This window comes from Pseudomonas sp. SWRI179 (assembly GCF_014268705.1).
Taxonomy (GTDB): Bacteria; Pseudomonadota; Gammaproteobacteria; order Pseudomonadales; family Pseudomonadaceae; genus Aquipseudomonas; species Aquipseudomonas zanjanensis.
In genome coordinates this window covers 21,065-45,539 of the sequence record NZ_JABWRA010000019.1, presented here as the reverse complement: position 1 = coordinate 45,539, position 24,475 = coordinate 21,065, and the positions used below count along the sequence as shown (strand labels likewise).

At 56.5% G+C, this 24,475-nt stretch carries 23 protein-coding genes and 3 pseudogenes; 16 read left to right on the top strand and 10 right to left on the bottom strand.

Annotated elements, in window-relative coordinates:
* Window positions 1-13 precede the first annotated feature (13 nt).
* From HU767_RS13035 to HU767_RS13015, 5 genes are read left to right on the top strand one after another with little or no spacing between them, the layout of a single operon-like run.
* The gene (locus HU767_RS13035) at window positions 14-1,672 is read left to right on the top strand and encodes a methyl-accepting chemotaxis protein (RefSeq protein WP_186729692.1); all 1,659 of its coding nucleotides are present in this window, start codon (window positions 14-16) and stop codon (window positions 1,670-1,672) included.
* 39 nt (window positions 1,673-1,711) lie between these two features.
* Window positions 1,712-2,248, top strand: a complete 537-nt coding sequence (locus HU767_RS13030; RefSeq protein ID WP_186709271.1) for a chemotaxis protein CheW — start codon at window positions 1,712-1,714, stop codon at window positions 2,246-2,248.
* Window positions 2,245-3,081, top strand: a complete 837-nt coding sequence (locus tag HU767_RS13025) for a protein-glutamate O-methyltransferase CheR (RefSeq protein ID WP_186729691.1) — start codon at window positions 2,245-2,247, stop codon at window positions 3,079-3,081. Before HU767_RS13030 ends, HU767_RS13025 begins: the two co-directional genes overlap by 4 nt.
* Window positions 3,078-3,575 (top strand): chemoreceptor glutamine deamidase CheD, encoded by a 498-nt coding sequence (gene cheD / locus HU767_RS13020; protein ID WP_186709266.1) that lies wholly within the window; start codon window positions 3,078-3,080, stop codon window positions 3,573-3,575. Before HU767_RS13025 ends, cheD begins: the two co-directional genes overlap by 4 nt.
* Window positions 3,576-3,577: 2 nt before the next feature.
* Complete coding sequence (locus HU767_RS13015; RefSeq protein WP_186709264.1) at window positions 3,578-4,651, top strand: chemotaxis response regulator protein-glutamate methylesterase; 1,074 nt, start codon at window positions 3,578-3,580, stop codon at window positions 4,649-4,651.
* A 12-nt stretch (window positions 4,652-4,663) separates the two neighbouring features.
* Here the strand turns inward: HU767_RS13015 and HU767_RS13010 are convergent, their stop codons facing one another.
* Window positions 4,664-5,791, bottom strand: coding sequence for a mechanosensitive ion channel family protein (locus HU767_RS13010; RefSeq protein ID WP_186729731.1), 1,128 nt, complete (start codon window positions 5,789-5,791; stop codon window positions 4,664-4,666).
* A 109-nt stretch (window positions 5,792-5,900) separates the two neighbouring features.
* Between HU767_RS13010 and HU767_RS13005 the strand changes: the two genes are divergently transcribed.
* Together HU767_RS13005 and HU767_RS13000 are read left to right on the top strand one after the other, a co-directional pair.
* Window positions 5,901-6,095 carry a hypothetical protein gene (locus tag HU767_RS13005; RefSeq protein ID WP_186709262.1) on the top strand — a complete coding sequence of 65 codons (195 nt, stop codon included), beginning with the start codon at window positions 5,901-5,903 and terminating at the stop codon, window positions 6,093-6,095.
* Window positions 6,096-6,341: 246 nt separating this feature from the next.
* On the top strand, window positions 6,342-6,884 hold the full coding sequence (locus HU767_RS13000) for a hypothetical protein (RefSeq protein WP_186729690.1): 543 nt from the start codon (window positions 6,342-6,344) through the stop codon (window positions 6,882-6,884).
* Window positions 6,885-7,179: 295 nt separating this feature from the next.
* On the opposite strand, the gene HU767_RS12995 is transcribed toward HU767_RS13000, so the two are convergent.
* On the bottom strand, window positions 7,180-8,097 hold the full coding sequence (locus tag HU767_RS12995) for a DMT family transporter (protein WP_186729689.1): 918 nt from the start codon (window positions 8,095-8,097) through the stop codon (window positions 7,180-7,182).
* Window positions 8,098-8,199: 102 nt separating this feature from the next.
* Here HU767_RS12995 and HU767_RS12990 point away from each other — a divergent pair, with 102 nt between their 5' ends.
* Both HU767_RS12990 and HU767_RS12985 read left to right on the top strand, forming a co-directional pair.
* Window positions 8,200-9,066, top strand: a complete 867-nt coding sequence (locus HU767_RS12990; RefSeq protein ID WP_186729688.1) for a LysR substrate-binding domain-containing protein — start codon at window positions 8,200-8,202, stop codon at window positions 9,064-9,066.
* Window positions 9,067-9,177: 111 nt separating this feature from the next.
* Entirely contained in the window at window positions 9,178-9,699 is a 522-nt protein-coding gene (locus HU767_RS12985; RefSeq protein ID WP_186729687.1) for an HIT family protein, read from the top strand.
* Here the strand turns inward: HU767_RS12985 and HU767_RS12980 are convergent.
* On the bottom strand, window positions 9,653-10,324 hold the full coding sequence (locus tag HU767_RS12980) for a DUF2268 domain-containing putative Zn-dependent protease (RefSeq protein ID WP_186729686.1): 672 nt from the start codon (window positions 10,322-10,324) through the stop codon (window positions 9,653-9,655). The genes HU767_RS12985 and HU767_RS12980 overlap by 47 nt on opposite strands.
* A gap of 288 nt (window positions 10,325-10,612) precedes the next feature.
* Here HU767_RS12980 and HU767_RS12975 point away from each other — a divergent pair, with 288 nt between their 5' ends.
* Window positions 10,613-10,885 (top strand): hypothetical protein, encoded by a 273-nt coding sequence (locus tag HU767_RS12975; protein ID WP_018601122.1) that lies wholly within the window; start codon window positions 10,613-10,615, stop codon window positions 10,883-10,885.
* Window positions 10,886-11,030: 145 nt separating this feature from the next.
* Here HU767_RS12975 and HU767_RS12970 read toward each other — a convergent pair whose 3' ends face one another.
* Window positions 11,031-11,342 carry a hypothetical protein gene (locus tag HU767_RS12970; protein WP_186729685.1) on the bottom strand — a complete coding sequence of 104 codons (312 nt, stop codon included), beginning with the start codon at window positions 11,340-11,342 and terminating at the stop codon, window positions 11,031-11,033.
* 116 nt (window positions 11,343-11,458) lie between these two features.
* On the opposite strand from HU767_RS12970, the pseudogene HU767_RS12965 reads away from it, so the two are divergent.
* The 3 genes and pseudogenes from HU767_RS12965 to HU767_RS12955 all read left to right on the top strand — a co-directional run.
* Window positions 11,459-12,211 (top strand): annotated as a pseudogene (locus HU767_RS12965) (transposase); the annotation flags it as partial.
* 428 nt (window positions 12,212-12,639) lie between these two features.
* A complete protein-coding gene (locus HU767_RS12960) occupies window positions 12,640-14,040 on the top strand; it encodes a J domain-containing protein (RefSeq protein ID WP_186729684.1) in 1,401 nt (466 codons plus the stop codon).
* 682 nt (window positions 14,041-14,722) lie between these two features.
* Entirely contained in the window at window positions 14,723-15,316 is a 594-nt protein-coding gene (locus HU767_RS12955; protein WP_202894656.1) for an HNH endonuclease, read from the top strand.
* A 434-nt stretch (window positions 15,317-15,750) separates the two neighbouring features.
* Here the strand turns inward: HU767_RS12955 and HU767_RS12950 are convergent.
* A pseudogene (locus HU767_RS12950) lies at window positions 15,751-15,909 on the bottom strand (AraC family transcriptional regulator); the annotation flags it as partial.
* A gap of 129 nt (window positions 15,910-16,038) precedes the next feature.
* Window positions 16,039-16,830 carry an NAD(P)H-dependent oxidoreductase gene (locus HU767_RS12945; RefSeq protein ID WP_186729683.1) on the bottom strand — a complete coding sequence of 264 codons (792 nt, stop codon included), beginning with the start codon at window positions 16,828-16,830 and terminating at the stop codon, window positions 16,039-16,041.
* A gap of 84 nt (window positions 16,831-16,914) precedes the next feature.
* Here HU767_RS12945 and HU767_RS12940 point away from each other — a divergent pair, with 84 nt between their 5' ends.
* From HU767_RS12940 to HU767_RS12930, 3 genes are all read left to right on the top strand, one after another.
* Entirely contained in the window at window positions 16,915-17,832 is a 918-nt protein-coding gene (locus HU767_RS12940) for a LysR family transcriptional regulator (protein WP_186729682.1), read from the top strand.
* Window positions 17,833-18,206: 374 nt separating this feature from the next.
* A complete protein-coding gene (locus HU767_RS12935) occupies window positions 18,207-18,569 on the top strand; it encodes a hypothetical protein (RefSeq protein WP_186729681.1) in 363 nt (120 codons plus the stop codon).
* Window positions 18,535-19,632 (top strand): hypothetical protein, encoded by a 1,098-nt coding sequence (locus HU767_RS12930; RefSeq protein WP_186729680.1) that lies wholly within the window; start codon window positions 18,535-18,537, stop codon window positions 19,630-19,632. The genes HU767_RS12935 and HU767_RS12930 overlap by 35 nt, the downstream gene beginning before the upstream one ends.
* A gap of 237 nt (window positions 19,633-19,869) precedes the next feature.
* Here the strand turns inward: HU767_RS12930 and HU767_RS12925 are convergent, their stop codons facing one another.
* From HU767_RS12925 to HU767_RS12915, 4 genes and pseudogenes are all read right to left on the bottom strand, one after another.
* Window positions 19,870-20,796: a hypothetical protein gene (locus tag HU767_RS12925; protein ID WP_186729679.1), complete on the bottom strand. Its 927-nt coding sequence runs from the start codon at window positions 20,794-20,796 to the stop codon at window positions 19,870-19,872.
* A 380-nt stretch (window positions 20,797-21,176) separates the two neighbouring features.
* Window positions 21,177-21,268 (bottom strand): annotated as a pseudogene (locus tag HU767_RS28810) (LysR family transcriptional regulator); the annotation flags it as partial.
* Window positions 21,269-21,326: 58 nt separating this feature from the next.
* Window positions 21,327-23,267 carry a M10 family metallopeptidase C-terminal domain-containing protein gene (locus HU767_RS12920; RefSeq protein WP_238349464.1) on the bottom strand — a complete coding sequence of 647 codons (1,941 nt, stop codon included), beginning with the start codon at window positions 23,265-23,267 and terminating at the stop codon, window positions 21,327-21,329.
* Between the two features lie 145 nt (window positions 23,268-23,412).
* Entirely contained in the window at window positions 23,413-24,462 is a 1,050-nt protein-coding gene (locus HU767_RS12915; protein ID WP_186729677.1) for a nucleoside hydrolase, read from the bottom strand.
* Window positions 24,463-24,475: the final 13 nt, after the last annotated feature.

The window sequence follows — 24,475 nt, the reverse complement described above, 5'->3', positions numbered from 1 at the left end:
GAGGTACTTCCCAATGAAATGGTTCTACGACCTTAGAATCGCCACCAAACTGATCACTTCATTTCTTGTGGTGCTGGCGCTGACCGCCGTCATGGGGGTGTTCTCGATCATTCAACTGGGCCAGGTGAACCACACCGCCCTCGACATCCGCGAAAACTGGATGCCGTCCATGCGCGCCGCCTCGGGCATGCGTTTCTACGCGGCGAGCTATCGCCTCAAGGAAAATCGCCACATTGCCGCCGATTCCGAGCAAGAGCGCGTCACCCTCGAGCAAGAAGCCGAGGAAGCCAGGAAAGCCTTCGACACGCGCCTGGACACTTACGAAAAACTGCTCTCCAGCGCTGAAGATCGGCAGGTATTCGACACCACCCGCAACGACTGGGCCGCCTATCTGGCGATCAGCAAAGACCTGCTCGCATTGTCGCGGCAGAACCTGACCGAGCAGGCCAATGCGATGCTCAAGGGCGAGTCCAAGCGTCGGTTCGACCTGGTGACCGGCGACCTGCAAAAACTGGTCGAGCTCAACGCGGCTGGCGCTGATGTCGCCAGTGCACACGGCACCAAGCTGTATGAAAACGCACGCCTGTCGATCATCGCCGTGCTGGTTGCCGCCCTGCTGGTGGGCGTGGGCCTGGCGCTGTTCATCTCGCGCATCATCTCCCGCCCTTTGAAACAGGCGGCGGTTGTCGCCGAACAATTGGCCGAAGGCAACCTGAACGCAAAAATCGAAGGCGGCTCCAAGGACGAAACCGGCATGGTGCTCAACGCCATGCAGAACATGGTCGGCAAGCTCTCGCACATCATCGGCGAAGTGCGTAACGCCGCGGACAACCTGGCCAGCGCCTCCGAAGAAGTCAGCGCCACCGCGCAGTCGATGAGCCAGGCCACCAGCGAACAGGCGGCCAGCGTCGAGGAAACCAGTGCCTCCATCGAACAGATGAGCGCCAGCATCAACCAGAACACCGAGAACGCCAAGGTGACCGACGGCATGGCCAGCAAGGCCGCCAAGGAAGCCACCGACGGCGGCGAGTCGGTGCAGCAGACCGTGGTGGCGATGAAAAAAATCGCCCAGCGCATCAGCATCATCGACGACATCGCCTACCAGACCAACCTGTTGGCGCTCAACGCCGCCATCGAAGCCGCCCGTGCCGGCGAGCATGGCAAAGGCTTCGCGGTGGTCGCCGCCGAAGTACGCAAGCTGGCCGAACGCAGCCAGGTGGCCGCCCAGGAAATCGGCGAGCTGTCCTCCAGCAGCGTCGACATGGCGGAAAAGGCCGGGAACCTGCTAAACGAGATGGTCCCCTCCATCAACAAGACTTCGGACCTGGTGCAGGAAATCAGCGCCGCCTCCGAGGAACAGGCCGCCGGCGTGGCGCAGATCAACACCGCCATGACCCAGCTCAACCAGGTGACCCAGCAAAACGCCTCCAGCAGCGAAGAACTGGCCGCCACCGCCGAGGAAATGAGCAGCCAGGCCGAGCAACTGCAACAGGCCATGAGTTTCTTCACCTTGGACACGCCGCCCAAGTCTGCCGTGCAAGTTGCCAGGGTCGATAACACCCCAGGTCCGTCCAGCCGCAAACCGGCGCGGGCACCTGCTCCGGTCAAGCCCCCGGTGTATGCCTACAACACGGCCCACGAGCTCAACGAATCGGACTTCACCCGGTTCTGATGGCCCGGTTCCACAGGTTTGCTTAAAGGAGAAAAGGCAATGGGCGCCATCGCGACCACACGTCAAACCGCCCTCGCGGTCGAGGAAGAAGCGCAATACCTGACGTTCATGCTGGGCACGGAGATGTTTGCCATCGGCATCCTGTGCATCAAGGAAATCATCGAGTACGGCAACCTCACCGTGGTGCCGATGATGCCGGCCTTCGTGCGCGGGGTGATCAACCTGCGGGGCGCGGTGGTGCCGGTGGTGGATTTGTCGGCCCGTTTCGGCCGGCCGAATTCGGCAATCAGCCGGCGTTCGTGCGTGGTGATCATCGAAGCGTCCAGCGCCGACGGCCTCGCCCAGGACATCGGCTTGCTGGTGGACACTGTGTCGGCGGTGCTGGAAATCCCGGCCTCGCAGATCGAGCCGCCACCGAGCTTCGGTGCGAAGATCCGTGCCGACTTCATCAGTGGCATGGCCAAGGTCGATGGCAAGTTCGTCATCGTGCTGGAGGTGGACCGCGTGCTGTCCATCGACGAAATGTCCCAACTCGCCGAAGCCAGCCCGAACGCGCTGGAAGTGGATGCCCCGTGAACGCCGATACCTGCAAGGAGCGCACGCTGAACGCTCAGGCGCTTACCGACCGAGAGTTCGGCCAGTTCCAGTCCTGGCTGTACCAAGCCGCCGGCATCAGCCTGTCCGAGGCCAAGAAAGCCCTGGTGGCCGGGCGTTTGTTCAAGCGCCTCAAGCACTATGGGCTGGACAGCTACGGCGAGTATTTCAAGCTGATCATGAACGGCCAGCGCACCGATGAACTGCAGGTAGCGCTGGACCTGCTGACGACCAACGAGACCTATTTTTTCCGCGAGCCCAAGCATTTCGACTTCCTGCGCCAACACGTACTGCCCCACGCCACGCCCGGCAAGACCTTCCGCCTGTGGAGCGCGGCCAGCTCATCGGGGGAAGAACCCTACAGCCTGGCCATGACCCTCGCCGAAGGGCTCGGCACCACGCCTTGGGAAGTCATTGGTTCGGACATCAGCAGTCAGGTGCTGGCCAAGGCGCGCTCCGGACATTACCCGATGGAACGTGCCCGCACCCTGCCCCAGCCGCTGCTGGTGAAATACTGCCTCAAGGGCACCGGCAGCCAGCAAGGCACGTTCCTCATCGACCGGGCGTTGCGCAGCCGAGTCAACTTCATCCAGGTCAACCTCAACGACACCTTGCCGGAGCTGGGTGAGTTCGACGTGATCTTCCTGCGCAACGTCATGATCTATTTCGACCAGCCCACCAAAAGCAAAGTGGTTGCCCGCCTGCTCCCCCGGCTCAAGCCCGGCGGCTATTTCATCGTCAGCCACTCGGAAAGCCTCAACGGCGTGTCCGATGCATTGAAACTGGTGGCGCCCTCGATCTACCGCAAACCATGAGTGCCGCCATCAGGGATGTGGCCGAGGTGTACCTGGCGCCCGGGGAATTTCGCTTCGCCACCTGTCCGACCCGCCTGCGCACGATCCTCGGTTCTTGCGTGGCGATCACGCTGTGGCATCCGGAACGCAAAATCGGCGGTATGTGCCATTTCATGCTGCCCAGTCGGGTGCGCTGCTCCACCGCACTGAACGGCCTCTACGCCGACGAAGCCATCGAACTGTTCATCCGCCAGGCCAGGGCCCATCGCACCGACCCCGAAGACTACCAACTCAAGCTGTTCGGCGGCGGCGAGATGTTCCCCGAGCTGCAACGCCACGTGCCCTACGGCGATGTGGCGCGGCTCAACGTCAACGCCGCGCTGGAAATGGCCGCCCTCTATCGCCTCGACCTGATCGCCCAAGACATGGGCAGCACTGGCCACCGCAGCATCATCTTCGACCTGTGCAGTGGCGATGTGTGGGTCAGGCACCAACCCATAAGGACCCGGCACTGACCATGTCAAAAAAGATCAATGTACTGCTGGTGGATGACTCTGCCGTGGTTCGCCAGGTGTTGCTGGCGATCCTCAGCGACACGCCGGACATCCACGTCATGGGCGCGGCGTCCGACCCGATTTTCGCCATGGACAAACTGGCCAAGGAATGGCCCGACGTGATCGTGCTGGACGTGGAAATGCCGCGCATGGACGGCATCACCTTCCTGAAGAAAATCATGAGCGAGCGGCCCACGCCGGTGGTGATCTGCTCGTCCCTGACGCCCCGGGGTGCGGAAACCACCTTGCAAGCGATGGCGGCTGGCGCGGTGGAAATCATCACCAAGCCCACCACCGGGCTGAAGAACTTTCTGTTGGAATCGGCACCGGAACTGGTCTCGGCGATCCGCGCCGCAGCCCAGGTCAACGTGCGCAACCTGGGCAAGCGCCCGGCCCCGGCGGCGTTGACGCCAGCGACCAAACTCACGGCAGACGCCATGCTGCCCGCCGCCAACGGCCACGCCATGGCCCAGACCACCGAACGCATCGTCGCCCTCGGCACCTCCACCGGTGGCACCCAGGCCCTGGAAGCGGTGCTCACCGCCCTCCCGCGCGTGAGCCCGGGCATCGTCATCGTCCAGCACATGCCGGAAAAATTCACCGCTTCGTTCGCGGCCCGGCTCAACAGCCTGTGCCAGATCGAAGTGCGCGAAGCCCGCAACAACGACCGCATCCACCCGGGCCTGGCGCTCATCGCACCGGGCGGCAAACACATGATGGTGACTCGCAGCGGGGCGTTCTATCACGTGCAAGTAGTGGACGGCCCGCTGGTCAACCGCCATCGGCCCTCGGTGGACGTGTTGTTCCGCTCCGTGGCCAAGTTCGCCGGCCGCAACGCCACCGGCATCATCATGACCGGCATGGGCGACGACGGCGCCCGCGGCCTGAAGGAAATGCTCGACGCCGGCGCCAGCACCGTGGCCCAGGACGAAGCCAGCTGCGTGGTCTTCGGCATGCCCAAGGAAGCGATCAAGCTCAATGCCGCGCAACGGGTGATGGGGTTACAGGAGATTGCGCAGGTGATCTTGCATCGTTAGCCAGGAAGTGAATCAAGCATGCCCGGCACGCGACGAACGCTGTGTGACCGGGCGCAGTGCCGCAGAGTCGGGCAATGACGCGACATGGACCATGCGTGACGGGAACGCAAACTGCGTGTCGAGTTCTGCAACCGCTTCCATTATCGCCAGGTTGATCCGTTGCTGGACGTCCATGTAGACGTTGTAACTGGCGTCCAGAACGATATACACCGTCTCGAATTCCAGGGCGCTTTCGCCAAAGCTTCTGAAATGACACCGGTCGAACCGGGCTTTGTCTTCATTCCTGATGATCGCTTCAACCCGTTGCGTGATCTGCCTGATCTGTTCGGTGGAACATTCATAAGTCAGGCGAAACTCGAAGACGATCCGACGCTCCTGCAGCCGCTTGTAGTTCTGGATGGTGCTGCCGATCATATCGGCGTTGGCCATGACGATTTGCTCGCCCCCCAGGCTTCGTATCCGGGTGGTTTTCAGGCCAACGTGCTCCACCGTACCGGCGAGCGAACCCACCACGATGAAGTCGCCCACCTCGAATGGCTTGTCAACGGCGATCGACAGCGAGGCGAACACATCGCCAAGAATATTCTGCACCGCCAGTGCCACGGCGATACCACCCACACCAAGGCTCGCCACGAAGGCCGTGATGTTAACGCCAACGTTCGAGAGCATCGCGAGGAGGATCACCGCCCACAGGAGCACCCTTGCGCCCCAGAGGCTCAGGGTCGCCAAGGCACTTGCCTGGAATGTCCCGTTCGCACCATGGACCGAGAAATAGCGATGCAGCAACAGCGCCAACGCTCGGTTCGTCCATAAGCCGACCTGCAACGCCGCCACCACGAACCAAAGGCTGCTGACGCGACTGAGCCAACGCTCAGGCAAATCAAGGATGCCTATCCCCACCAGAATCGACGCCAATAACAGCAGCGTGTTACTGGTCGCTGAGAGCACTTGGCTGGCAATGTAGCTGAGATGACCATTGCCCGCCTTCGCCCTTGCCTGGATTCTCCTGAACACAAACCGGATCGCGGTTTTCGCAAGCACGTAGCTGAGCACAGCCGCACAACATGCAAAGATCCAGCTAGCCAGTGAAATACCTAGAATCATGTACCCCGTGAAAAACGCCTCGAAACCCTCAATCATCGCCCCACCCTTGAAGTCCTGCGGCTGCGCATGAGTGATGGAGCCGCGCCAGGTCAAACGCCGCTTGATCCCTTGCGCAAATCAAGTGGCCTGTTGGGGATTAGTCGTTATGGGCACCGCAGTGTTCAATGAAATCGTCACGTCGTCGCCAGGAAAAAGCGCCAACCACCTTGCCTATACCGGCGAAATCGTCGCCAGTACGCCGATCAAAAGCGTCAGTGCCAAAAACCCACCTAAAAAAATCGCCATCTTCGCCATGAGCACTCCTGAATCAAGAAATTGCAGTACACGGGCCGTCCGCTAGGCCAACCGCGTGGTTATTCTGGGGTGGCGACTGGGCGCGTTACAGAGGCACCTGAGGCAGGAAAGTACGGATCAGACGCCCCCCAGGCCAGCACAGGACTCGCTCAATGCAATTAACCCGGGACTGGGCCCTGGCGCACGACCGAAAACTCAAGCAGGTAAATCGCTAACGGTCCTCGATCACGGCTATGATTGCCGCTCGCCCTTCTGACAGGCGATGTCGCAGGCCACCCTCAAGGATCCAGGTATGACTTTTCTGCCGTCACGCACCACCCTCTTCGTCTCCAGTCTCCTGCTCAGCTCCCTGTGCTTTGCCGAAGGCGAGCCAACCGACGGCAGCCTCATCAAGGACTCGACCAAGGCCGCCGTTTCAACGTTCATTACCGCCGGAAAGAACCTGTTGGGCGGCGTTAGCGAAGGCGTGCTCGATGGCCGCGAATCAGCCCAAGGCACCGATGGCGCCGCGATCATTTCCTCCGGCGAACAAATGAAAGACCGCATCGCCGTTGAAGTGTTGAAGCTCGAACCCAGCGACGAAAACGTCAGCATTACCCTCGGTTTCAAGAACAGCACCGACACCCAACTGCGCGTGGTCAACCTCGGCCAGACCGGCGTGCTGCTGGCAATCGACCAGGCGGGTTACTCCAACCGCCTCACCGGCCTGGACAACCCGGACGAAGTCACCATCCCGCCGAAGACCGCCGTGCGCCAGAAGTTCGTATTCGAAGGCATGAACGAGGCGGTCAGCACAGTGCGGATGTGGGGGGAGGATTACCCGGTCAAGAAGTAATGCCGCAGGGTGTCTGGCAAGCGTGCCTGGTTCTCGCCATGTGCACGCTAACGGCTTGCGAGTACAGCTCAGAGCCCAACCCGCTAAAAACCGCCCTGCTCGACGCGCCACCTGAGCTCGTTTTCAAGGGCCCGCCACCACTGGGGGAACCTACCGCACGACCGATGGACGAGGATGGAAAAAGTTGTAGCCATAACACACCCTGTGGCGAGGGAGCTTGCTCCCGCTGGGCTGCGCAGCAGCCCCAAAAAAAGCCGCTACAACATCCCCTTCATTGTCTAAACCCACGACAGAATCAACCGACTTTTGCCCCACTCCCCGGCTCAAGCCTCAACGCCAACACGCTCATCAACACAATCACCGCCCCCACAATAACCATCATTGACGGGCGCTCAGCCAGCACCAAAGAAGCCACCAACATCGCCGTGGGCGGTATCAGGTAAAGCGCCATGGAAGCGCGGCTCACGTTGCTGTGCGCCAACACATAAGCCCAAGCAAGATACGCCAACGCACTGGGAAAAATACCCAGAACCAACACCGCCAGATTCACCGAAGCCGATGCCTGTCGCGCCGCGCTCAACACCCCCGGCGCAAAAATGAACAACAGGATCGTGCCCGACCAAACGGTGTAGCAAACCACGGTCAAACCGTCATAACGATGGGCATGGCGCTTCTGCAAAGCGAAATACACACTCCAGGACAGCGCCGCCAACAGGATCAATAGCCCATGAGCGTCCATGTCACCCAAGCCACGATCCCCCGCGACCACCACGCCAGCGCCAAGCAAGCCGCACCACACACACACCCACTGCCAACCACTGACCCTGTCCTTGAAGACAAAATGCGCCAGCAGCGTGCTGAACAACGGCGTGGACTGGGCCAGCACACTGGCCGCCCCGGCGCTGACGCCCCGCTGACCGTAATTGAGAGCGATGTGGTGCAGGCTGACGGCAAAGAAACCCAACACCGCCAGCAACGGCAAATCCCTGAGACGCGGCGAGGAAATACCCTTCACCATCGCCACGAAGCCCATGAACACGGAAGCGATGAGAAACCGCATCAACGCCAATTGACCCGGCTCATAAGCCTGCAAGCCAATGCGGATACCAATCGGCGAATAGGCCCAGCAAACAATCACCAACAGCGTTGCCAGGATAACCTTCACACCGGTTTTGCCGGAGGAACCTTCAACCCGCGCAAAACGCGTTTCCATCTAAAGTTCCCGCTCACAGGCCGATTTGCCTCGAAGTATCAAAACCACCCAGCCTCAGCACAAGTGACTTAAACTCAGCCCACCATTCACTTTTGGTGAGCTATGGAACTGTCCCAACTGCGCATGCTCAAGACCGTCTGCGACACCGGCAGCATCGCCCGCGCCGCCGAAGTGCTGCACTGCGTGCCGTCCAACATCACCGCGCGCCTCAAGTCCCTGGAACGGGAACTCGGCACGCCGTTGTTTTTCCGCGAAGGCCGCGGACTGCGGGTCAGCCCGGCGGGGGAAGTGTTTCTGGAGTACGCGACCAAAATTCTGAGCCTGACGGAAGAGGCCCGCCGCGCAGTCGCCCCCACCCGCGCCCCGAGTGGCCCACTGCGTATCGGCGCCATCGAGTCCAGCGCCACGGGGCGCCTACCCCAGCTGCTCGCCAAATACCACGCGCAGTATCCGCAGGTGTCGTTGGAACTGAGCACCGGCACCTGGGCGCAGCTGCTGGACGATATCCAGCATCACCGGCTCGATGGCGTGATCGTCGCGGTGGACATCGAACGGCCTGGACTCAAGCGAGCGGTGATGTACCGCGAAGACCTGGTGCTCATCGCCTCCGAGTCCCACGGCCCGTTGCGCAGCGCCGCCGATTTGCAAGGCAAGGCGATCTTCATGTGGCCCACGGGCTGTCCGTACCGCTTGGCGCTGGAACAGTGGCTGCTGCGTCATGACCAAGTGCAACCGATCACCAGCATCGCCAGTTATGGCGCCATTGTTGGCTGTGTCAGCGCGGGTGCCGGCGTGTCGCTGGTGCCCCGGGGAATCTACGAGCAATATCGCCAGGGCGCTGGTTGGACAGGCTATGAGTTTCCCGAGCTGACGGGCATCGATAACCTTTTCTACTGGCATGAAAACGCTGGCCGGCATCCTGCCAGAGAGGCGTTTTTGACAATGCTGCAAACGGAGTTCGAAAGCTAGTTGCAGCACTGCCCCTTGTGGCGAGGGAGCTTGCTCCCGCTGGGCTGCGAAGCAGCCCCAATACCCGATCATCCTGATAAACGAAGATTTCAAATTAACAGGGAGTCAGCTTTGAAATTAGCCCCACACTTCGTCCTCCACGAAACCACCCACTGGCTAGTCAACCACCACCTGGCATCCGCCCTGCCCGGCTACCTCATGCTCGGCTCCAAGCATCACGTTAATTCACTGGCGCAACTGCCCGAACCCGCACTCGCGGAACTGGGTGGCCTGATGGCAAACATCCAGAGCGTCGTTGAAACACAACTGAACCCCAAATGGCTTTACATCAGCCGCTTCGGCCACGATCCCCGCTACCCCATCCACTTCCATTTCATCCCGGTGTACGACTGGGTCGAGGCACTGTTCTGGAAAGATGCGCGGTACAGGTTGCTGGAGACCTTTGGGGCTCAAGAGAACGCCCAGACATTGACCGATGGCGCGGAGCTGACATTGTTCATCTGGCGTGAGTTTGGTGAGAGCCCTACGCCACCAGCGATCCAAGGGCCCTCTATCAGCCAGGTAATTGAAAAGTTGCGGCAAGCGTTCAGGACTCAGCCAACACCAAACCTTCCTCCAGCGCGGTGGCCATGATGTCTGCTGCAGGTGCGTTGACCCAGGTCGAAATATCAGTTTCGCCCCTCGACGCAAGCCAACGTCCGACCATTTGATAGCCCAACGAGTAACCGAGCCATTTGGGTTTGTCGCCAAAACCAAAGAACCACTCGTTGTGATCGTAATACCTCGACTCGAGAATTTGCAGTCCAACCGGTGAGCGCAATAGATCAGCAGATGCGATGGCATGCTCCCAAGGCTCCGGATCGCTACCAAGCACACGCCGAACAAACTGACCGGCAAGCCCTTCGCTGACCAACGCCTCGCCTAACGTCCAGCCATAACCAGGACCGCCCATGCGCAGGCAATGATGAACCTCATGAACAACATGTCGACGCAGTGCGCCGGTGCGTAGGCTGGAAAAGAAATTCGGGTTGTCGGGATCAAGGGTCATGGTAAACATGGAGCTGCGATACGCCCGTCCTACCAGGCCCATTTCCGGAATGGTTTCGCCCGGTAGCCGCTGAATCAGGACATCGAGTCGCGGTAGGGGCATTAGGCGAGCAATAGCCTCGTAAGCGGCGTCAAACTCATCAACCAGCTCGCGGCGAAACTCGGCCAGACTTCCCGAGGCCTCTAGCCAGTGCAGCGTCCATTTTTCCATGTCCCCTCTCCTTTATTGATCAAAGCACCTGACTCTATGACTCCGGGCCGCTCGCGACGGTAGATCCCCCGCCGGGCAGCTGTCCAGTGTCGATCAGGTTTGACTGCGCCTCTGTCTGCCCGGTTATCTCTGGCAAAAAACTGTCGCGATTCCTACAAGGCTCTCGGAAGCAGGTGTCTTGTCCGTCGTGTCTGGTGAAATCTATAGTCATTCCCATCGCCGAATAGGGTGATCAGGTTTGGCGACCTGCGTATCGGATCAGCCCTTTGAATTAATTGGAGCAATCCCATGCAAAGATACACGCCCATCACCGGCATCGACTGCACTCCCGCTTCCCTGCTCATCGACACCCAAGCCCCGCTTGACGTGCTACACGCCACAGCTGATTACCGCATCCGTGTGGTGACTCAGGTGCTGGAGAACATTGCGTTTCGCTCTGAGATCACCAGCGATACGGTGGTGCTTTCGGACTTTGCACAGCTTTTGGTGATTCCGTTGCGGGATGGGTGTGATTTGCTGGAGGTGATTGGTCGGCGGCTTCAGGCGCAGGTTGAAAGCTGATGGAACGACGGGCGCCTGAAAGCGCCCGTTTTACGTAATTAGAGGTGGTATCTGCACCGAACCTCAAATCTTGCTACCTAGTTCAAAGGTTCCAACCGGCAGAGATCGGCCAGAATCTGCCTTCCAGAAAGCTAATGCGGAGCGGTCACTCGTCAAACAAGGTCCAGCCATGGCAAATGCCGACAAAGTCCTTTGCCGTAAAAAATAATGTCAGTTCCTCTGGGTCAAATTCTTTGTAGAGCCAGTGCCCAGGAATTGGGCCTCTCGTTATCACGTATTCCAAGCGGTATTTTTGAACAGGTCCAAAACTGAAGGAGCGTGAGTTCAACTCAAACCTGCCACCTCTGTCGAGCGCCCATAGCTTTTCAACAAGGCAATCATCAAGCACCACCTCTCCAGCTATCTCAATGAGATGCTTTGAATGAAGTTTCTTTTGAAGCCTAACGCTTCTGGCCATACATCAACCTACCTATGAACAGTCCGGGCATCGGCATAATAATACTGGAACATGAAGATGACCGCTTTGGGTCGGTTAGCGACGGCTTGACTTCGACCGTCGCTATGCATAGTCAAACTGCTGCTCCAAGAGGCCCAGCTTTCTACGCTTACTCCACGAATTATCTGATCGATACCGAGCACGGCGTGATCATGGATGTGGAACCCACACCGGCTCATCGAACCGCAGAAGTCGAGAGCACCAAGACGATGATCGAACGGGTCGAAGCGCAGTTCGACATCAAGCCGGAGCGCCTCATTGGCGATACTGCTTACGGTACAGCGCCGATGCTGGCCTGGATGGTGGAGGAAAAAGACATCGAGCCGCATGTGCCGGTGTGGGACAAAACCGAGCGCAAGAACGACAGTTTTTCGAGCAACGATTTCCATTGGAATGAAGAGGCTGAGGAATACCGCTGCCCGGCCGGCAACCCATTGCGCAGCGAATGGCGAGCCTTCAAAAATGAGCGTTCACACGTCACCAAAGCCAACACCATTATCTTCCGATCCCGGCAGACCGACTGCGCTACGTGTCCGATGAAAGCCAAGTGCTGCCCGAACACAGCGTTCCGCAAGATCGCTCGCAGCGTCCATGAAGCCGCTCGCGATGTGGCTCGGCGCATTGCAGCAACGCCGGTATATCAGCGCTCTCGCCACGAACGTAAAAAGGTCGAAATGTTGTTTGCCCACCTCAAGCGCATCCTGAAATTGGATCGCCTGCGGCTACGTGGCATGAGTAGCGCGACGGATGAATTCACGCTGGCCGCTGCGGTGCAGAACCTGCGACGGCTGGCCAAATTTTCATCTCAAGGGCCACCAGTCACGGGATAGGTGCGCCTGCACCAAGCAAAAAACCTCAAATTAACCCAATAACAGAGCAGCAAAGGTCACCGAAGGGCCGAAAAACCACTCGATGTGGTGAGTAGGTTCTCCGGTGGTGGTCGTGCCTGAGTTCAGGCGATCTGAAAATCCGACTTTTTCAACAAAATCGGTCGAAAGCCGCCTGTCGGCTGGGTTAGCTTCTGCGAAAGTTGGCCCGTATTAGGTCACGTCCTTTAAACCGGTAACACTCATCAATCGGTGGCATTGGACGGCGAATATAGCAATTAGCTACTATGCAGAACATTCACAAAGCGCCTCCGCTTCAGTCGCTTGAACAAGTCTGCTCTCCTCCAAACTGATGGCTTGGAAGTGGTATTGCCTCCATCGGTTTAAAAACCAATTTCCTGCTATTCCACCAGTGCGACAAGGACCGTTCAATGCACCACGATAAGGACGACCCTAAGGGTTACTACGCAGTCTTGGGCCTAACATCGATCGTCAGCGCTGAGCAGATCAAAACGGCATACCGTAGACGCGCCATGGAGCTGCACCCTGACCGCAACCCCGGCAACAACACGACTCAGCAATTCCAGTTTTTGAATGAGGCGTACGCAGTGCTCTCGGACCCTGCTTCCAAAGCCGAGTACGACACTCAGACCATTCATAGCAGCGCCGCAGAACCCGAGACCTCCAAAGTACCAGACCCCATCGTATGCTCCGTCTGCGCAAAGGTATCAGCCCAGCCGCGAGTAGTGGTGTTCCGTTCCGTAAAGAGCTTTCTCTTGCTCACAATTCGTAAGCCTATCGCCGGCGTGTATTGCAGCCCCTGTGCACAAAAGCAGTCTCTCAAGGCGTCGGCAACCAGTTGGCTGCTCGGGTGGTGGGGATTTCCATGGGGGCCGCTGTATACGGTCCATGCATTGGTTACCAACATGTTCGGTGGGTCACATCCACCGCTGGAAAACGCCAGAATGCTGGGTTACCAAGCATATTATTTCTACACAACCGGTCGTCCAGACCTAGCGCAGTCAATCGCCCAAAACGCGATGAAGTACTGCAAGAAGATCCCTACGACGCTTGGCCGCAATGCGGCAGGGATCAACGAAAGAGATAGCTTGACCAACAACCTTGAAGCCTTCATAGATGAGCTGGGCGGCGACAAAGACAATCGCTTGAAAAGTAGTTGGGGTCTCATTCACGGCCGATTCTTCATCCATCTCGGCGCGATTGCTGCCGTGGCTGCGGCGATCACCATCACGGTAATTAATACGGCCGGGACGCATTATTCCCCTCCACGTGGTCCGATGCCGTATTCCGCTCAGGCCGTTCCACCGGCAACCGCTGCAAACGGTTCAGCTACCAACACAGCTCAACGTCCTGTAAATGCCACCAATCAACGCGAGACTGCCGCGAAGAAGCCGGCCTACGTGCGGCCGAAAACCGCGCCCAATGGCCGACCATGGCCTCGTACTGCCAGTTACCTGGTAGGCGAGCCACAGACGCACAAAACCGGCCATTCAGAAGTAACCATCGACAATGGGCAGAACAACTCAGACGTGTTTCTAAAACTCGTTGCCCTACAAGGTGCGGTAGCCAGACCAGTAAGGCAGATTTTCATTCCCGCGCGAAGCCGCTTCACCATCAAGAATCTCACTGCAGGTGCTTATGACGTTCGGTATCGTGATCTGACGTCTGGTGGCCTCTCACGCTCCGAAGCAATGACGCTCACTGAAACGACGACTAGCAGAAACACCCGATACAGCGTTGTCACACTCACCCTCTACAAAGTTGCTAATGGCAACACTACGACTTACGGGCTTCCAGAGGACGAGTTCTAGAAAGTGTGGAACAGGTGTCGAACCTTAGATAGCTCATGCCTAAATCAATTTACCGCTCTCGGAAAATTGTGAGTAGGTAACTACCAGTGAATGGCAGGAAAATATTTAATGGCAACTGAGAGTGAAGTGAGTATCGGAGGGACGTACCTTGGAGGCACTCCTAAACGTGTCGGAGACCAACAGGCAATGCTATTTAATGCTTCCGATTTGGTTGCAGTGGGGGAAACCGGGGACAGGAAACCGGGGACAGAGCACGATTTGAGTTCACCTATAATCGGACCGTCTCATAATCGTGGTCTGTCCCCGTTCCCCCTCAACCTATCCCTAGCTTCCCTTAACCAGTAAGGGAACGGAACTATTTTCAAGCAAATAAATCCGTCTCCCTTTTTCCTAATCTAGCCAATATAGAGGACCATCGATGACTGTCACTCAGAGCGAAACCCTAGTCGAGGCAATGCGAGAGTTAGGCGGGCGTAGAACGTTGTCTGAGCTTTCTATATGGTGCGCCGCACGCGGTGTAAACATGGGGGACCCCCATGCCGTAGCATCAGCAAATACAGTGAATGATAGAAATCGCTACCAGGGCAATCGATGTGGTATTCGGAACGACTACCGAACAGACCAAGAACACCCAAAGGATAAGTTGTACCGAAGAGGACCACCTCGAAACAAGACCTATGAGTTGTACGATAAAGTACAGCACGGCATCTGGGATCGACGTGAGTTTTCCACTGGCAGATACCTCCCCTTCTGCCTAGTTGAGCCTGAAATGGTACAGGCTTTGGCAGAAAGCGAAGCCGAACAGAAGTCTTTGGCTAGTACAGGTCAGAAAGCCCCCGATGATGACAGTAGGAAGAAAGCCCTTCGCTTGATTGCGCAGCGAGAAGGTGGCCAAGCGTTTCGCTCAGCTCTGATTCGGGCGTACCACTCTCGCTGTGCAATCAGTGGTTGCGCAGTCTTGGAAATTCTTGAGGCAGCTCACATAAAGCCCTACCGCGGCCCAGAATCAAATTACGTGAATAATGGGCTACTACTACGGGCGGACATCCACACTCTCTTCGACAAGGGACTTTTGTGGATTACAAACTCCCGGCAAGTCGCGACCTCTCTGCGGCTCGTCGGCAGCGATTACGAAGCCCTAAAGGGGCGAAGCATTTTCTTACCAGAGGTTATTTTAGAGCACCCGCTTCTTGAAAACTTGTCCGATCACAGAGCATTTGCACTCGGGTTGGAAAACCGTCGGCGAATTGAAGATGAGGACTTCCGAGAGGAATAAGAGAATCTGCGCGCTTGGAGTGCGAAACTGGGGACCATTAGAAAAGGGGACGAATCTATTTACAAGCAAATAAATTCGTCCACTTTTCCGCACTTTTCCGTTCCGATGACGAAAGTTTCACTGTGGTTCCAATTCTGACCATAAACCTCTGCGCCCAATGCCGGCCATTAATGTTCCGTAGTCTTCAAAATTACAGACATTCACCTCAGCCTGGCTAACCCACGTTGCTTCACACTCTTCGCACACCCACAGCAAAAGTTGTGTAGAGCGGACCCGCATTGCTCGAACGTAACCTTGGCCGCACCTTTGGCACTCAATCAGCATGAAAATAATCTCTGACAGGAATGCGGTGTAGTCTAATCCTATCGGCCGAAAGCCGCCGATCAAGAAAATAGCCATCCCCCTGCCAACCAACTAGCCTCTAACCGCCTTCACTCAACGCCAATGGACTCGGCGAAGTCGCGGCGACTCCATTGGATTGCCAGGTTGATTCGAGCCATCGCGGCATCCGGCGCGGCGATGTCTCGCAACATCCAGCCATGGGGGCCTTGGCGTACGCGAAAGATAATCCCTCGCTCATAGACGGGGGCCATGGTCTTCGAAGAAGGATTCGCCCTGAGCATCGCCAGGACCGTCATTCTGACTCCAAAAATGATCAATCCCGAGGCGCACAACCCGACTACCAGCCCCCTTGGACTCAAGCCCCCAATACACGCTTCACCTCAAACACTCTCACCGTCACCGATATGAATACCAAGATCGCAACGACCAGCTGCAAGATGCGATTTAAGCGTCAACGCCGGAATTTCATAATCGCCATGATTCTGGCGACGAAATGGCAGAGGTTGATCACTAAAAAGCCTATCCAAGCGAGCGGCATAAGCCGTGCAAATAGATTGAAACCGGGCGGCGTCCATCTTGCTGGTCTTATAGATTGGGAAGGCCGGCATGACCGTGAAGCCAGGATAGAAAAGCACCCCATGCTGGATGGGAAATAGCAGGTCATCCAATGCGCCGTTCACCCCTCGGCCACTGTAGTGGGATTCCCAACCGCCCATGGTGACCACCAACATGGCGCGCTTGCCTGTCATGCTGCCTTCGCCGTAGCGATCGCCCCAGTGGTTTTCGCTATGTTCGCCGACACCATAGGCAAACCCGTAAGCGTAGACGCGTTCGATCCAGCCCTTGAGAATCGCGGGCATCGAGAACCACCACAGCGGAAACTGAAAGATGACGGCATCGGCCCAGAGCAATTTGGCCTGTTCTGCCTGGATGTCCGCCGGTTGGCTGCCAGCGGTAAATACACGCTGGGATTCAAGTGCCGGGTTGAAAGGCGTTTCTGCGTCATAACCTGGGGCGTCGTCCGGATCGAGGGAGGCTTTCCACCCCATGCCGTAGAGATCCGAGACTTTGACCTCGTGGCCTGCTGTTTCCAGGTGAGTGATCGCAAAATCCTTGAGCGCGCCATTGAGCGAACGAGGTTCGGGGTGGGCGTAGATCAGCAGTATTTTCATGAGGGCTCCGCGTTGAGTTTGTCCCTCAGCGTAAGCATGCATCCGCTATGATAGAAATGAATTCCCGAAACACATGGTATTTGCATGCACAATAGCTTGCGCCGTCTGGATCTTAATTTGCTGGTCACATTAGATGCCTTGTTGGCCGAGCAAAATGTGACGCGGGCGGCGCGCTTGCTCAATCTCGCGCAACCGACCGTCAGCCTGCAACTGGGCAGGCTGAGAGATCTGCTTGATGATCCGCTTTTGCTGCCTGGCCCCCGAGGGATGTCGCCCACCGAGCGAGCACGCGAGTTGCAGGGGCCCCTGCGTGACGCGTTGGCCGCGCTGGAAAGCGCACTGAGTCCTGTTGCCGCTTTTGAACCCGGACGGTCCCATCAAACGTGGAAGATCGCTGCCAGTGATTATGCGACGACTGCCTTGATCTGGCCGTCGCTCTCGCAGCTCAGGCACCTGGCCCCGTACACGCGGTTGGCGCTTATGAATAAACCGACTGTCGACTTTGCCAAGGATCTGGAAAACGGCCTTATCGATCTGGCGCTGCACACCCGCGATGAAGCGCCGCCCAAGTTGCGTCAACGCTCCTTGATTCACGAACGCTATGTGCTGGCGGCGCGGCGCGGCCATCCCGCTCTGGCAACCAGGCTGTCGCTCAAAGCGTTCTGCGCCCTTGAACATGCCATCATGTCACCTGATGGCGCCGGCTTCGTTGGCAGTACCGACCACGCGCTGGCAGCTGAAGGCCTGGAGCGGCGAGTGGTATTGTCCGTGTCCAATTTCAACTCGCTGGTCTCAGCATTGGTGCACAGCGATTTGGTTGCGGTGGTGCCGGAAAGCCTGGTGAAACATGAGCCAGCGCTTCACGTCCAGCCACCTCCCCTCGCCATCCCCGGGTTTGAAATGCTGATGTTATGGCCCGAGCGACTGCATCGCGATCCTGCCCACATGTGGCTACGCGAGCTTATTGCTTCGACGTTGGGAACAACCGGCATGCAGAAATGAATGGACCGGGAGACACACCTTCAATCCAATGCTATTCGGAAAACATGGGGACCAAGAACGGAATAACGGGGACAGATCTATTTATCTTGAGTTAAATAAATCCGTCTCCTTCCCACCATGCAGGTCTCTTCAATACTCCAACTTATTGATTTCCTGTAAGAAAATCCTGATCCCCCTCAGGGCCAGACCACAATTTGATAACCGGGGTCTGAGCCCGGCTCTCGGTAATGCAAGTCGCAGATGGGCTGCGGGAGGTTCCAGAATCTGCCGGCTTGCAAACACTATAGACACGCCTATGCTGATATCAAACTGCCGCCAAGAGCATTCGCTTCCCCGTTCACCCCCCATTCATAAGTGATGTTTAAGGCGACGGAATGCAGTCGACAGCGAAGTGGCTATTTACATTCCTCATTTCTCTAACGAGTTCCTGCACGATCGTGCATGTCGTCGGCGAGGGTGGGACTGTAGAAACGCATTGGATGCCCGGAATCGCCTATATCTACATAGAGGCAGATGAGAGCCCACTATATATGCAAAGCGAGACCGTGGGTGTTGGCCTATCCAATAAGTCCCTTACCCTTGGCTATGGAATATTTGAACAAGTATTAGTGAAAGGCAAGGTAGGAGATGCTTGTTTACTTATCTCTATTTACGACGGCCCCACCAAACGAGATTTTTCATTTCAGAAAAAGGATCCTGAATATGTTTGCGCAAAAGAAGAGGTCGGTACTAATTAATTTCAAGGGAATGTTTTTTGTTGTTGCAGCGGCAGGTGTGGGATGTGCTCCATTGCAACAGGCTCCCTTGGTTTATACATCTTCGCACGTGATAGGTGTGAAAATTGGGGTGGCACCTACGCAGCCGGAATCACTTGAGGCCGTGATCGGCTACAAAGATCTCGATGCCGCGTATGCCCCTGTTGCGGTATCCAATCCACATTTGAATGAGGCGATGAAGCCAGGAAATAAATATGATAAAGATCTTTATGAGATTAAAGAAATATATGGAATCTATGGAACTCAAGCTAGTGCTGCTGGTGCCTCCAACCTTTTGACGGACGAAGAGTCGGCGGATATGCAGGTTTATTTTGAACGTTTCTCTGCGAAAGAAAGTGCCGCGAAGACTGCTGGCTCTGCTAAGTTATCGTGGTTAGAAGCGCAGAAATTAAAGACATTGGCCGATAATCTAAAAATAGAGCCCAGAACGGATGCATGTAGACCTTTTCTGCCTAAAGACACCATTAAAAATAGTTATCAAAATTTTTTCAATTGCTCAACGGCCGATGCGCAAGAAGAAGTAATCAGGAAATATTCTCTACTGAGCAACCTGGATAAAACATACGACATCATAGACAAAGAACAGAATGATGCAAAAGACATATATGATAAAGCCAATGCGGCATCCCAGAGTGCCATTACAAATTTCGCCTTAGTCAGTGACAAAGTCAAAGGCGCTCTTGAAAAATTAGCCAGCATTCAAAAAAGAGATGCTATTTCTGTATATGGCTCATTCGACGCTGACACCGGAGCTGAAACAGCTAAGCCACTGGCAGGCACCCCTAGCGAGGGTGATAATGGTGTAAAGGTTAAAGTTGGAAAAGTTTTCTCTACAGGGGTGGCGGCACAAAATGTGTCCGAAGCACAAAAAATAGCTGCCTCGGCGGTTATTATCAGCGCCTGTATTAATGCAATTGGCGATCAAGCAAATAAAGTATATCCAGACCCCAATGCTGGTGGTGCTAGGAAAGAGTATCTACTAGCGCTGATTCCGGAATGTTTCAAGGTGAAGAAAGATAAGTAATTTATTTTAGTCTGCCTTATATCTATAGTTCTTAGGCTCTGCGCGGCATTATATGCTATTCGCCATCGGCAGCTTTTGGCCGGAATTCGTCAGTCGCAATCGGCCATTAGATTCCAGTCACAAAAGGCTGATTTCGACCCTTTGCGGACGCTGGCCAACGCGCCAAAACTCAGCGGCGTCGAAGCTGTCCGCTACACTGCCTTGTTAGGCCTGCGATATATAGGATTAGATGACAACTCAGAGCGGGCCGTCCTCTACCTGTCGACTGAGCTGCATACACAATGCTGCGTCTTGAACAGGCGCGGGCTGTAGATAGGCTGGCTGGACCGCGTCGTAGAACCGGCAGGCCAAGTAGCCCGTGGTGCGTTTGCGGTAACTGCCCGGATTAACCAAGCCCCGTGCCCTTACCCAATCGGACTTCGTGTCATTCAAATAGGTTCCGACTTTGCCATATACCGTATTGAACAGACTAAGTCGTGCACCATCGACCAGAATTCGAATGGAATGCTCGCGGATAGCGGCCAACTCAGGCTGTTTGATTAGATTTATACCGAGTCGGTTTTCAAAAGCTTTGTAGTTTTGGATCTTGGTGAGCTGCGTCAGGCCGCGGCCATAGTAAGCGCGACCGTATTTATCCGGTTTTGCATACGCAGGAGGGTCGGCGCTTCTGAATTTTTCGATATATCCGGGTTGCAAAGTGTAGTTGGATTCCTTCAGGGCAGTGGATAGTGATAGTGCAAGCACCTTAGGGTCGCCGCCTCCACTGGTTTCCCAATAATCGAAGATGCCTTCGATCGTGCATTTGGGAACGCCGTTGAGGATCGATCTAACTCTTTTGTAATTGAAGGAGGTTGCTTCATGACGTTTTCTCAGCACGGGCCCACCGGATGCGTCCTTTATGCGTTCCCCGTTTGCATCTTTCACTGGCTCTTTAAAGTCGTACTCGAATATTTCTTGACGTCGGACGATTTCTTCCATCTTTGACCAAAACTTTTCGCGGTCGATCAACCGCGTTGCTGACGGCGCTCCGGGCAGGTACCGACAGGCGTCGGCATCTGGCGCAACCGCGAGTGCTGGGACTGCGGAACCTTCGGCTGCATGGCATATATTTATCGAAGTGAAGCTCGCGATTATTGCGCAAGCGATAGCCCGTAACTTTTTCATTAGTAATCCCTCGAAATGGATGAAGGTAAGCAGGGGACGAGGCGGTAGTGAGGATCACGAGGGATTCCTAAAGGAAGGCCTTACGTTTAGGTTAAGGGCCACGGAGCGCGGCCCCAGTGAGCGAAACGAACGATTTGAGCGCCTTGTTAGAGGCTGCGCACAAGGTAAAACAGCAACCTGTCTCGCATCACCTAAGTCGTGTTCGGTACTTTAGAAGATGCAAGCCTCCCCGGAGATATCACAATCTAGCTAAGCAGGATTTCAAAAAGTTGCCATCCGAATAATTTTTCTCCGTAAACATGCTGGGAACAAAAATTCGATATTTAAATTCAAGAGTCCGCTTTTGGCCGATTCTGTTGAAAACATTCGGCCATGGTTAGCTGCAGGTCCTCACTCACGGCGAACTCGCCGATACGCGCGATGCCGGCACCGACTCGCGAGAGTTGTGCCAGCGCTTCAGCACTGTTGAGCAATAAGGGGACGGAACTATTCCAAGCTCATAAACCCGTCCCCTTTTCCAGATTTGCGTTCTACACCCAGAAGTTATCAGCCACTCCGATCAATTGAACGGCCTCCTCCCCCAACGGCTCGGCAAAGACGACATCCAAGTCACGATACCCGGAATAATCCCCCACCAAGCTCAACTCGAACCGAGCCCCATCCGCGTCAGTTTCATAGCTCTTCAAATAAGTCAGGTCCTTGGCTTCATTAAAAACCACGTCCAACGTGCCGTCGTAACCATTTCCCAACCGAGTAAAGCCCAAGGCGGACACATCAATCGTGTCTTCCCCCACGGTATAGTCCATCAGGCGATCAGTGTGATTTTCGGTGGCGGTACGGTAGCTGTCGCTCAGCAAGTCGAAGCGGAACACATCGTTGTTGCCGCCACCCACCAATTGGTCCCGGCCCTCTCCGCCCACCAGGACATCATTCCCTAGCGCTCCATACAGGCGATCATCGCCCGCGCGCCCTTCGATGATTTCGCCTCGGGCGTTGCCTTGTAGATGATCGGCCCCTTCGGTGCCCGTCAACCTGGCTTGCTGGAACAGGATGTTGGTTTCATTCAGCGCTTGGCCCAGGTTACCGTCGAAGACCAATTCGAAACGTTCGCCATCCGCATTGACCTCGAAACTTTTGAGGTAGGTCCGCGTCCCGCTTTCATTGACGCGTATTGCCAGGGTTCCGTCATGTCCATCACCCAGCCCGAGGAAGCCCAGGGACGAGAGATCGATTGTGTCGGTGTTGGGGTCGAAGTCGGTGATTCGGTCGCTATGGGCAGCGGTTGCGGTTCGGTAACTGTCGGTGACTGACTCATAACGGAACGTATCGGCCCCGGCGCCGCCCGTCAGCAGGTCACGACCTTGCTGGCCATCGAGCAGATCGTTACCGGCCCCGCCAGAGATTGCATCGTCAAACGACGCGGTACCGAGCAAGTAGTCGTCATCGCGGCCACCGTCAAGGTGGTAATAGCCGTCGTCGGGATTGCCAAAGCTGTGGTCCAGGCTGCCGTCGGGGTTCAACTGAACCAAGGCGGCCAGATAACCGTCCGCCCGCGTGCCCTGGCTTCCACCAATCAATAGCTTGCCGTCGGCCAGCACGATCATGTCGGCGACGGCGAAAGGAGCGCTTTCCGAGCCCCAACGTACCTGACCGCCATCACCGAATTGGGTGTCGAGTGAGCCGTCGGTGTTGAGTCGAATGACGGTCGCGACGCCGCCCGAGGCGCCCGCCAGGAGGATTTTGCCGTCATCCTGGATGGCGAGGGCGTTTGCGTGAACATCCAGGGCCAGGCTGCCGCCGTTTGCAAAGCTGCTGTCCAGGGTGCCGTCCGGGTTGAGGCGGGTCAGGGTCGCTTGCCCCGTGACCAAAACCTTCCCGTCTGCCTGCAGCGAAACGTCGAGCGTGCGGCTGGGGTGAATGCCGACGGACGCTGGCAAGTGCAGGACCCCAGCCTCGCCGAAAGACGAGACCAAGGTCCCCGTCGCGTCGAAGCGGGCGATGTAGATCTCCCCAGAGGCATACCCAGCGCTTGCGAAAAAGCTGCCGTCGCGTTGCACGGAGAACGACGCTTGCTGGCCTAGATCTTCATTCCAATAGAAAGGCACTGTCGCGGTGCCGCCGTTCCCGAAACTCGTATCGAGGCTGCCGTCAGCCAAGTTACGACTGATGCCCGACACCCAGGCATCGCCTACTTTCACGTAGCGCGTCACCAGGTAACCGCCTCCCGGCTGCACGGCCGCATTACCGCCGTCCTCGATATCGAGCGCCACCGGGAGGAGGGATTTACCGTCTCCACTGAAGTTGCGGTCCAGGCTGCCGTCGGCATTGAACCGGACCAGGCTACCGGTGAAACCTGAATCCTCTTCGCCGCCGAGCCCCAGGCGACTATAAGCGCCAAGCCAGAGAGTACCGTCCGGATCGACCGCGATACCGCCGATTTTGTCCGAGCCCCATAAAGTTGTCGCGACCATGCCCGTGTTCCGCACAGCTGAAGCGGCGGGCGAAATGATCTGAGTCATGTCGATGCCTCCGATAGCTATCTGTCGCCAGAGACAATAGACACGGCTCAGTCAGGTTGCCACCTTACAAGACGAAGGGAAGTTCTTGGACGACCTACTACTCGGCTATCGATGTCGTGGCCTCGGCCGACTTCCCGGCAATAGTGTTCAGGTAAAGCGACAAGACGAAACCTGGTGACGTTCCCAGGGCAACGTCGACCGGAGCGCCAGCGTCATCCGGAATCAACTGCCCGCTCGTATCCTGTTCTTCGTTCAGCTCTTGCTCGACCCGCAGGCCATAACGGGTAAATTGAATAAACCGAGGGTCGGTTATCGCGATGGCCGCCAACGGGTCCCAAAAATACAGATAAGCGCCGATACCGGGGGCGATGGTCGAGCTTTGCAACACCTGCGTGAGGAATTGAGCAACCGGGTTGCTGATTCTGGAGAGTTGTCGCAGAAAATCCGGTGTAAGGAGTATCTGGTTACAAGCGTTCAGCGCAACCAATTGCACTGGAATCCCGCTATCAAAAACATATTGGGTAGCAAGCGGATCCAGAAAGATGTTCCACTCGGCCACTTGATTGGTGTAGTAAGGCGTCTTGCCCAGAGCATCAATAATATTGCCGCCCGCGCCGGGCTGGACGTACTGCGGCAACAAATTGCCTCCCATCATCACGATGCGATCTATTTTGCCGCGCAACAAGTCTTGTAATGCCTTATCGGTTTGAGCCTGCTGAAACAAATGCCCCCAGGTCGTGCCGCCACCGATCATCAATACGGTAAATTTATGATCGGCGTTCTTCAATGTATCCCTTAAGAACGCGACCGCATCGGTTCCCGTGGGGTTCAGGTTTGTCCGTGGAAACTGGGCGTCGTAATGTTGATCCGCTGCCTGGCGTGTTTCGAAGGGAAAGGTATTGCTGTACACCATGGGCCGCTGAAAGCCAGCGACAACGGGGATGCGCTCGATCTCCGGGTCATTGAACACGGTGAGAAAGTTGCTGATGTTTTGAACGCCGTGACTCAAGTGAACAGCGCCCACCCCTGTCACGGTGATGCCTTCGACCTTGACGGCAGGATGCTTCAGCAAATACGAGATGGCCATGTAGTCGTCGAAATCGACATCGGTATCGATAAGCAGGTGCGTGAGGGATTGTGCTGACATAGTGCTAGCCTCC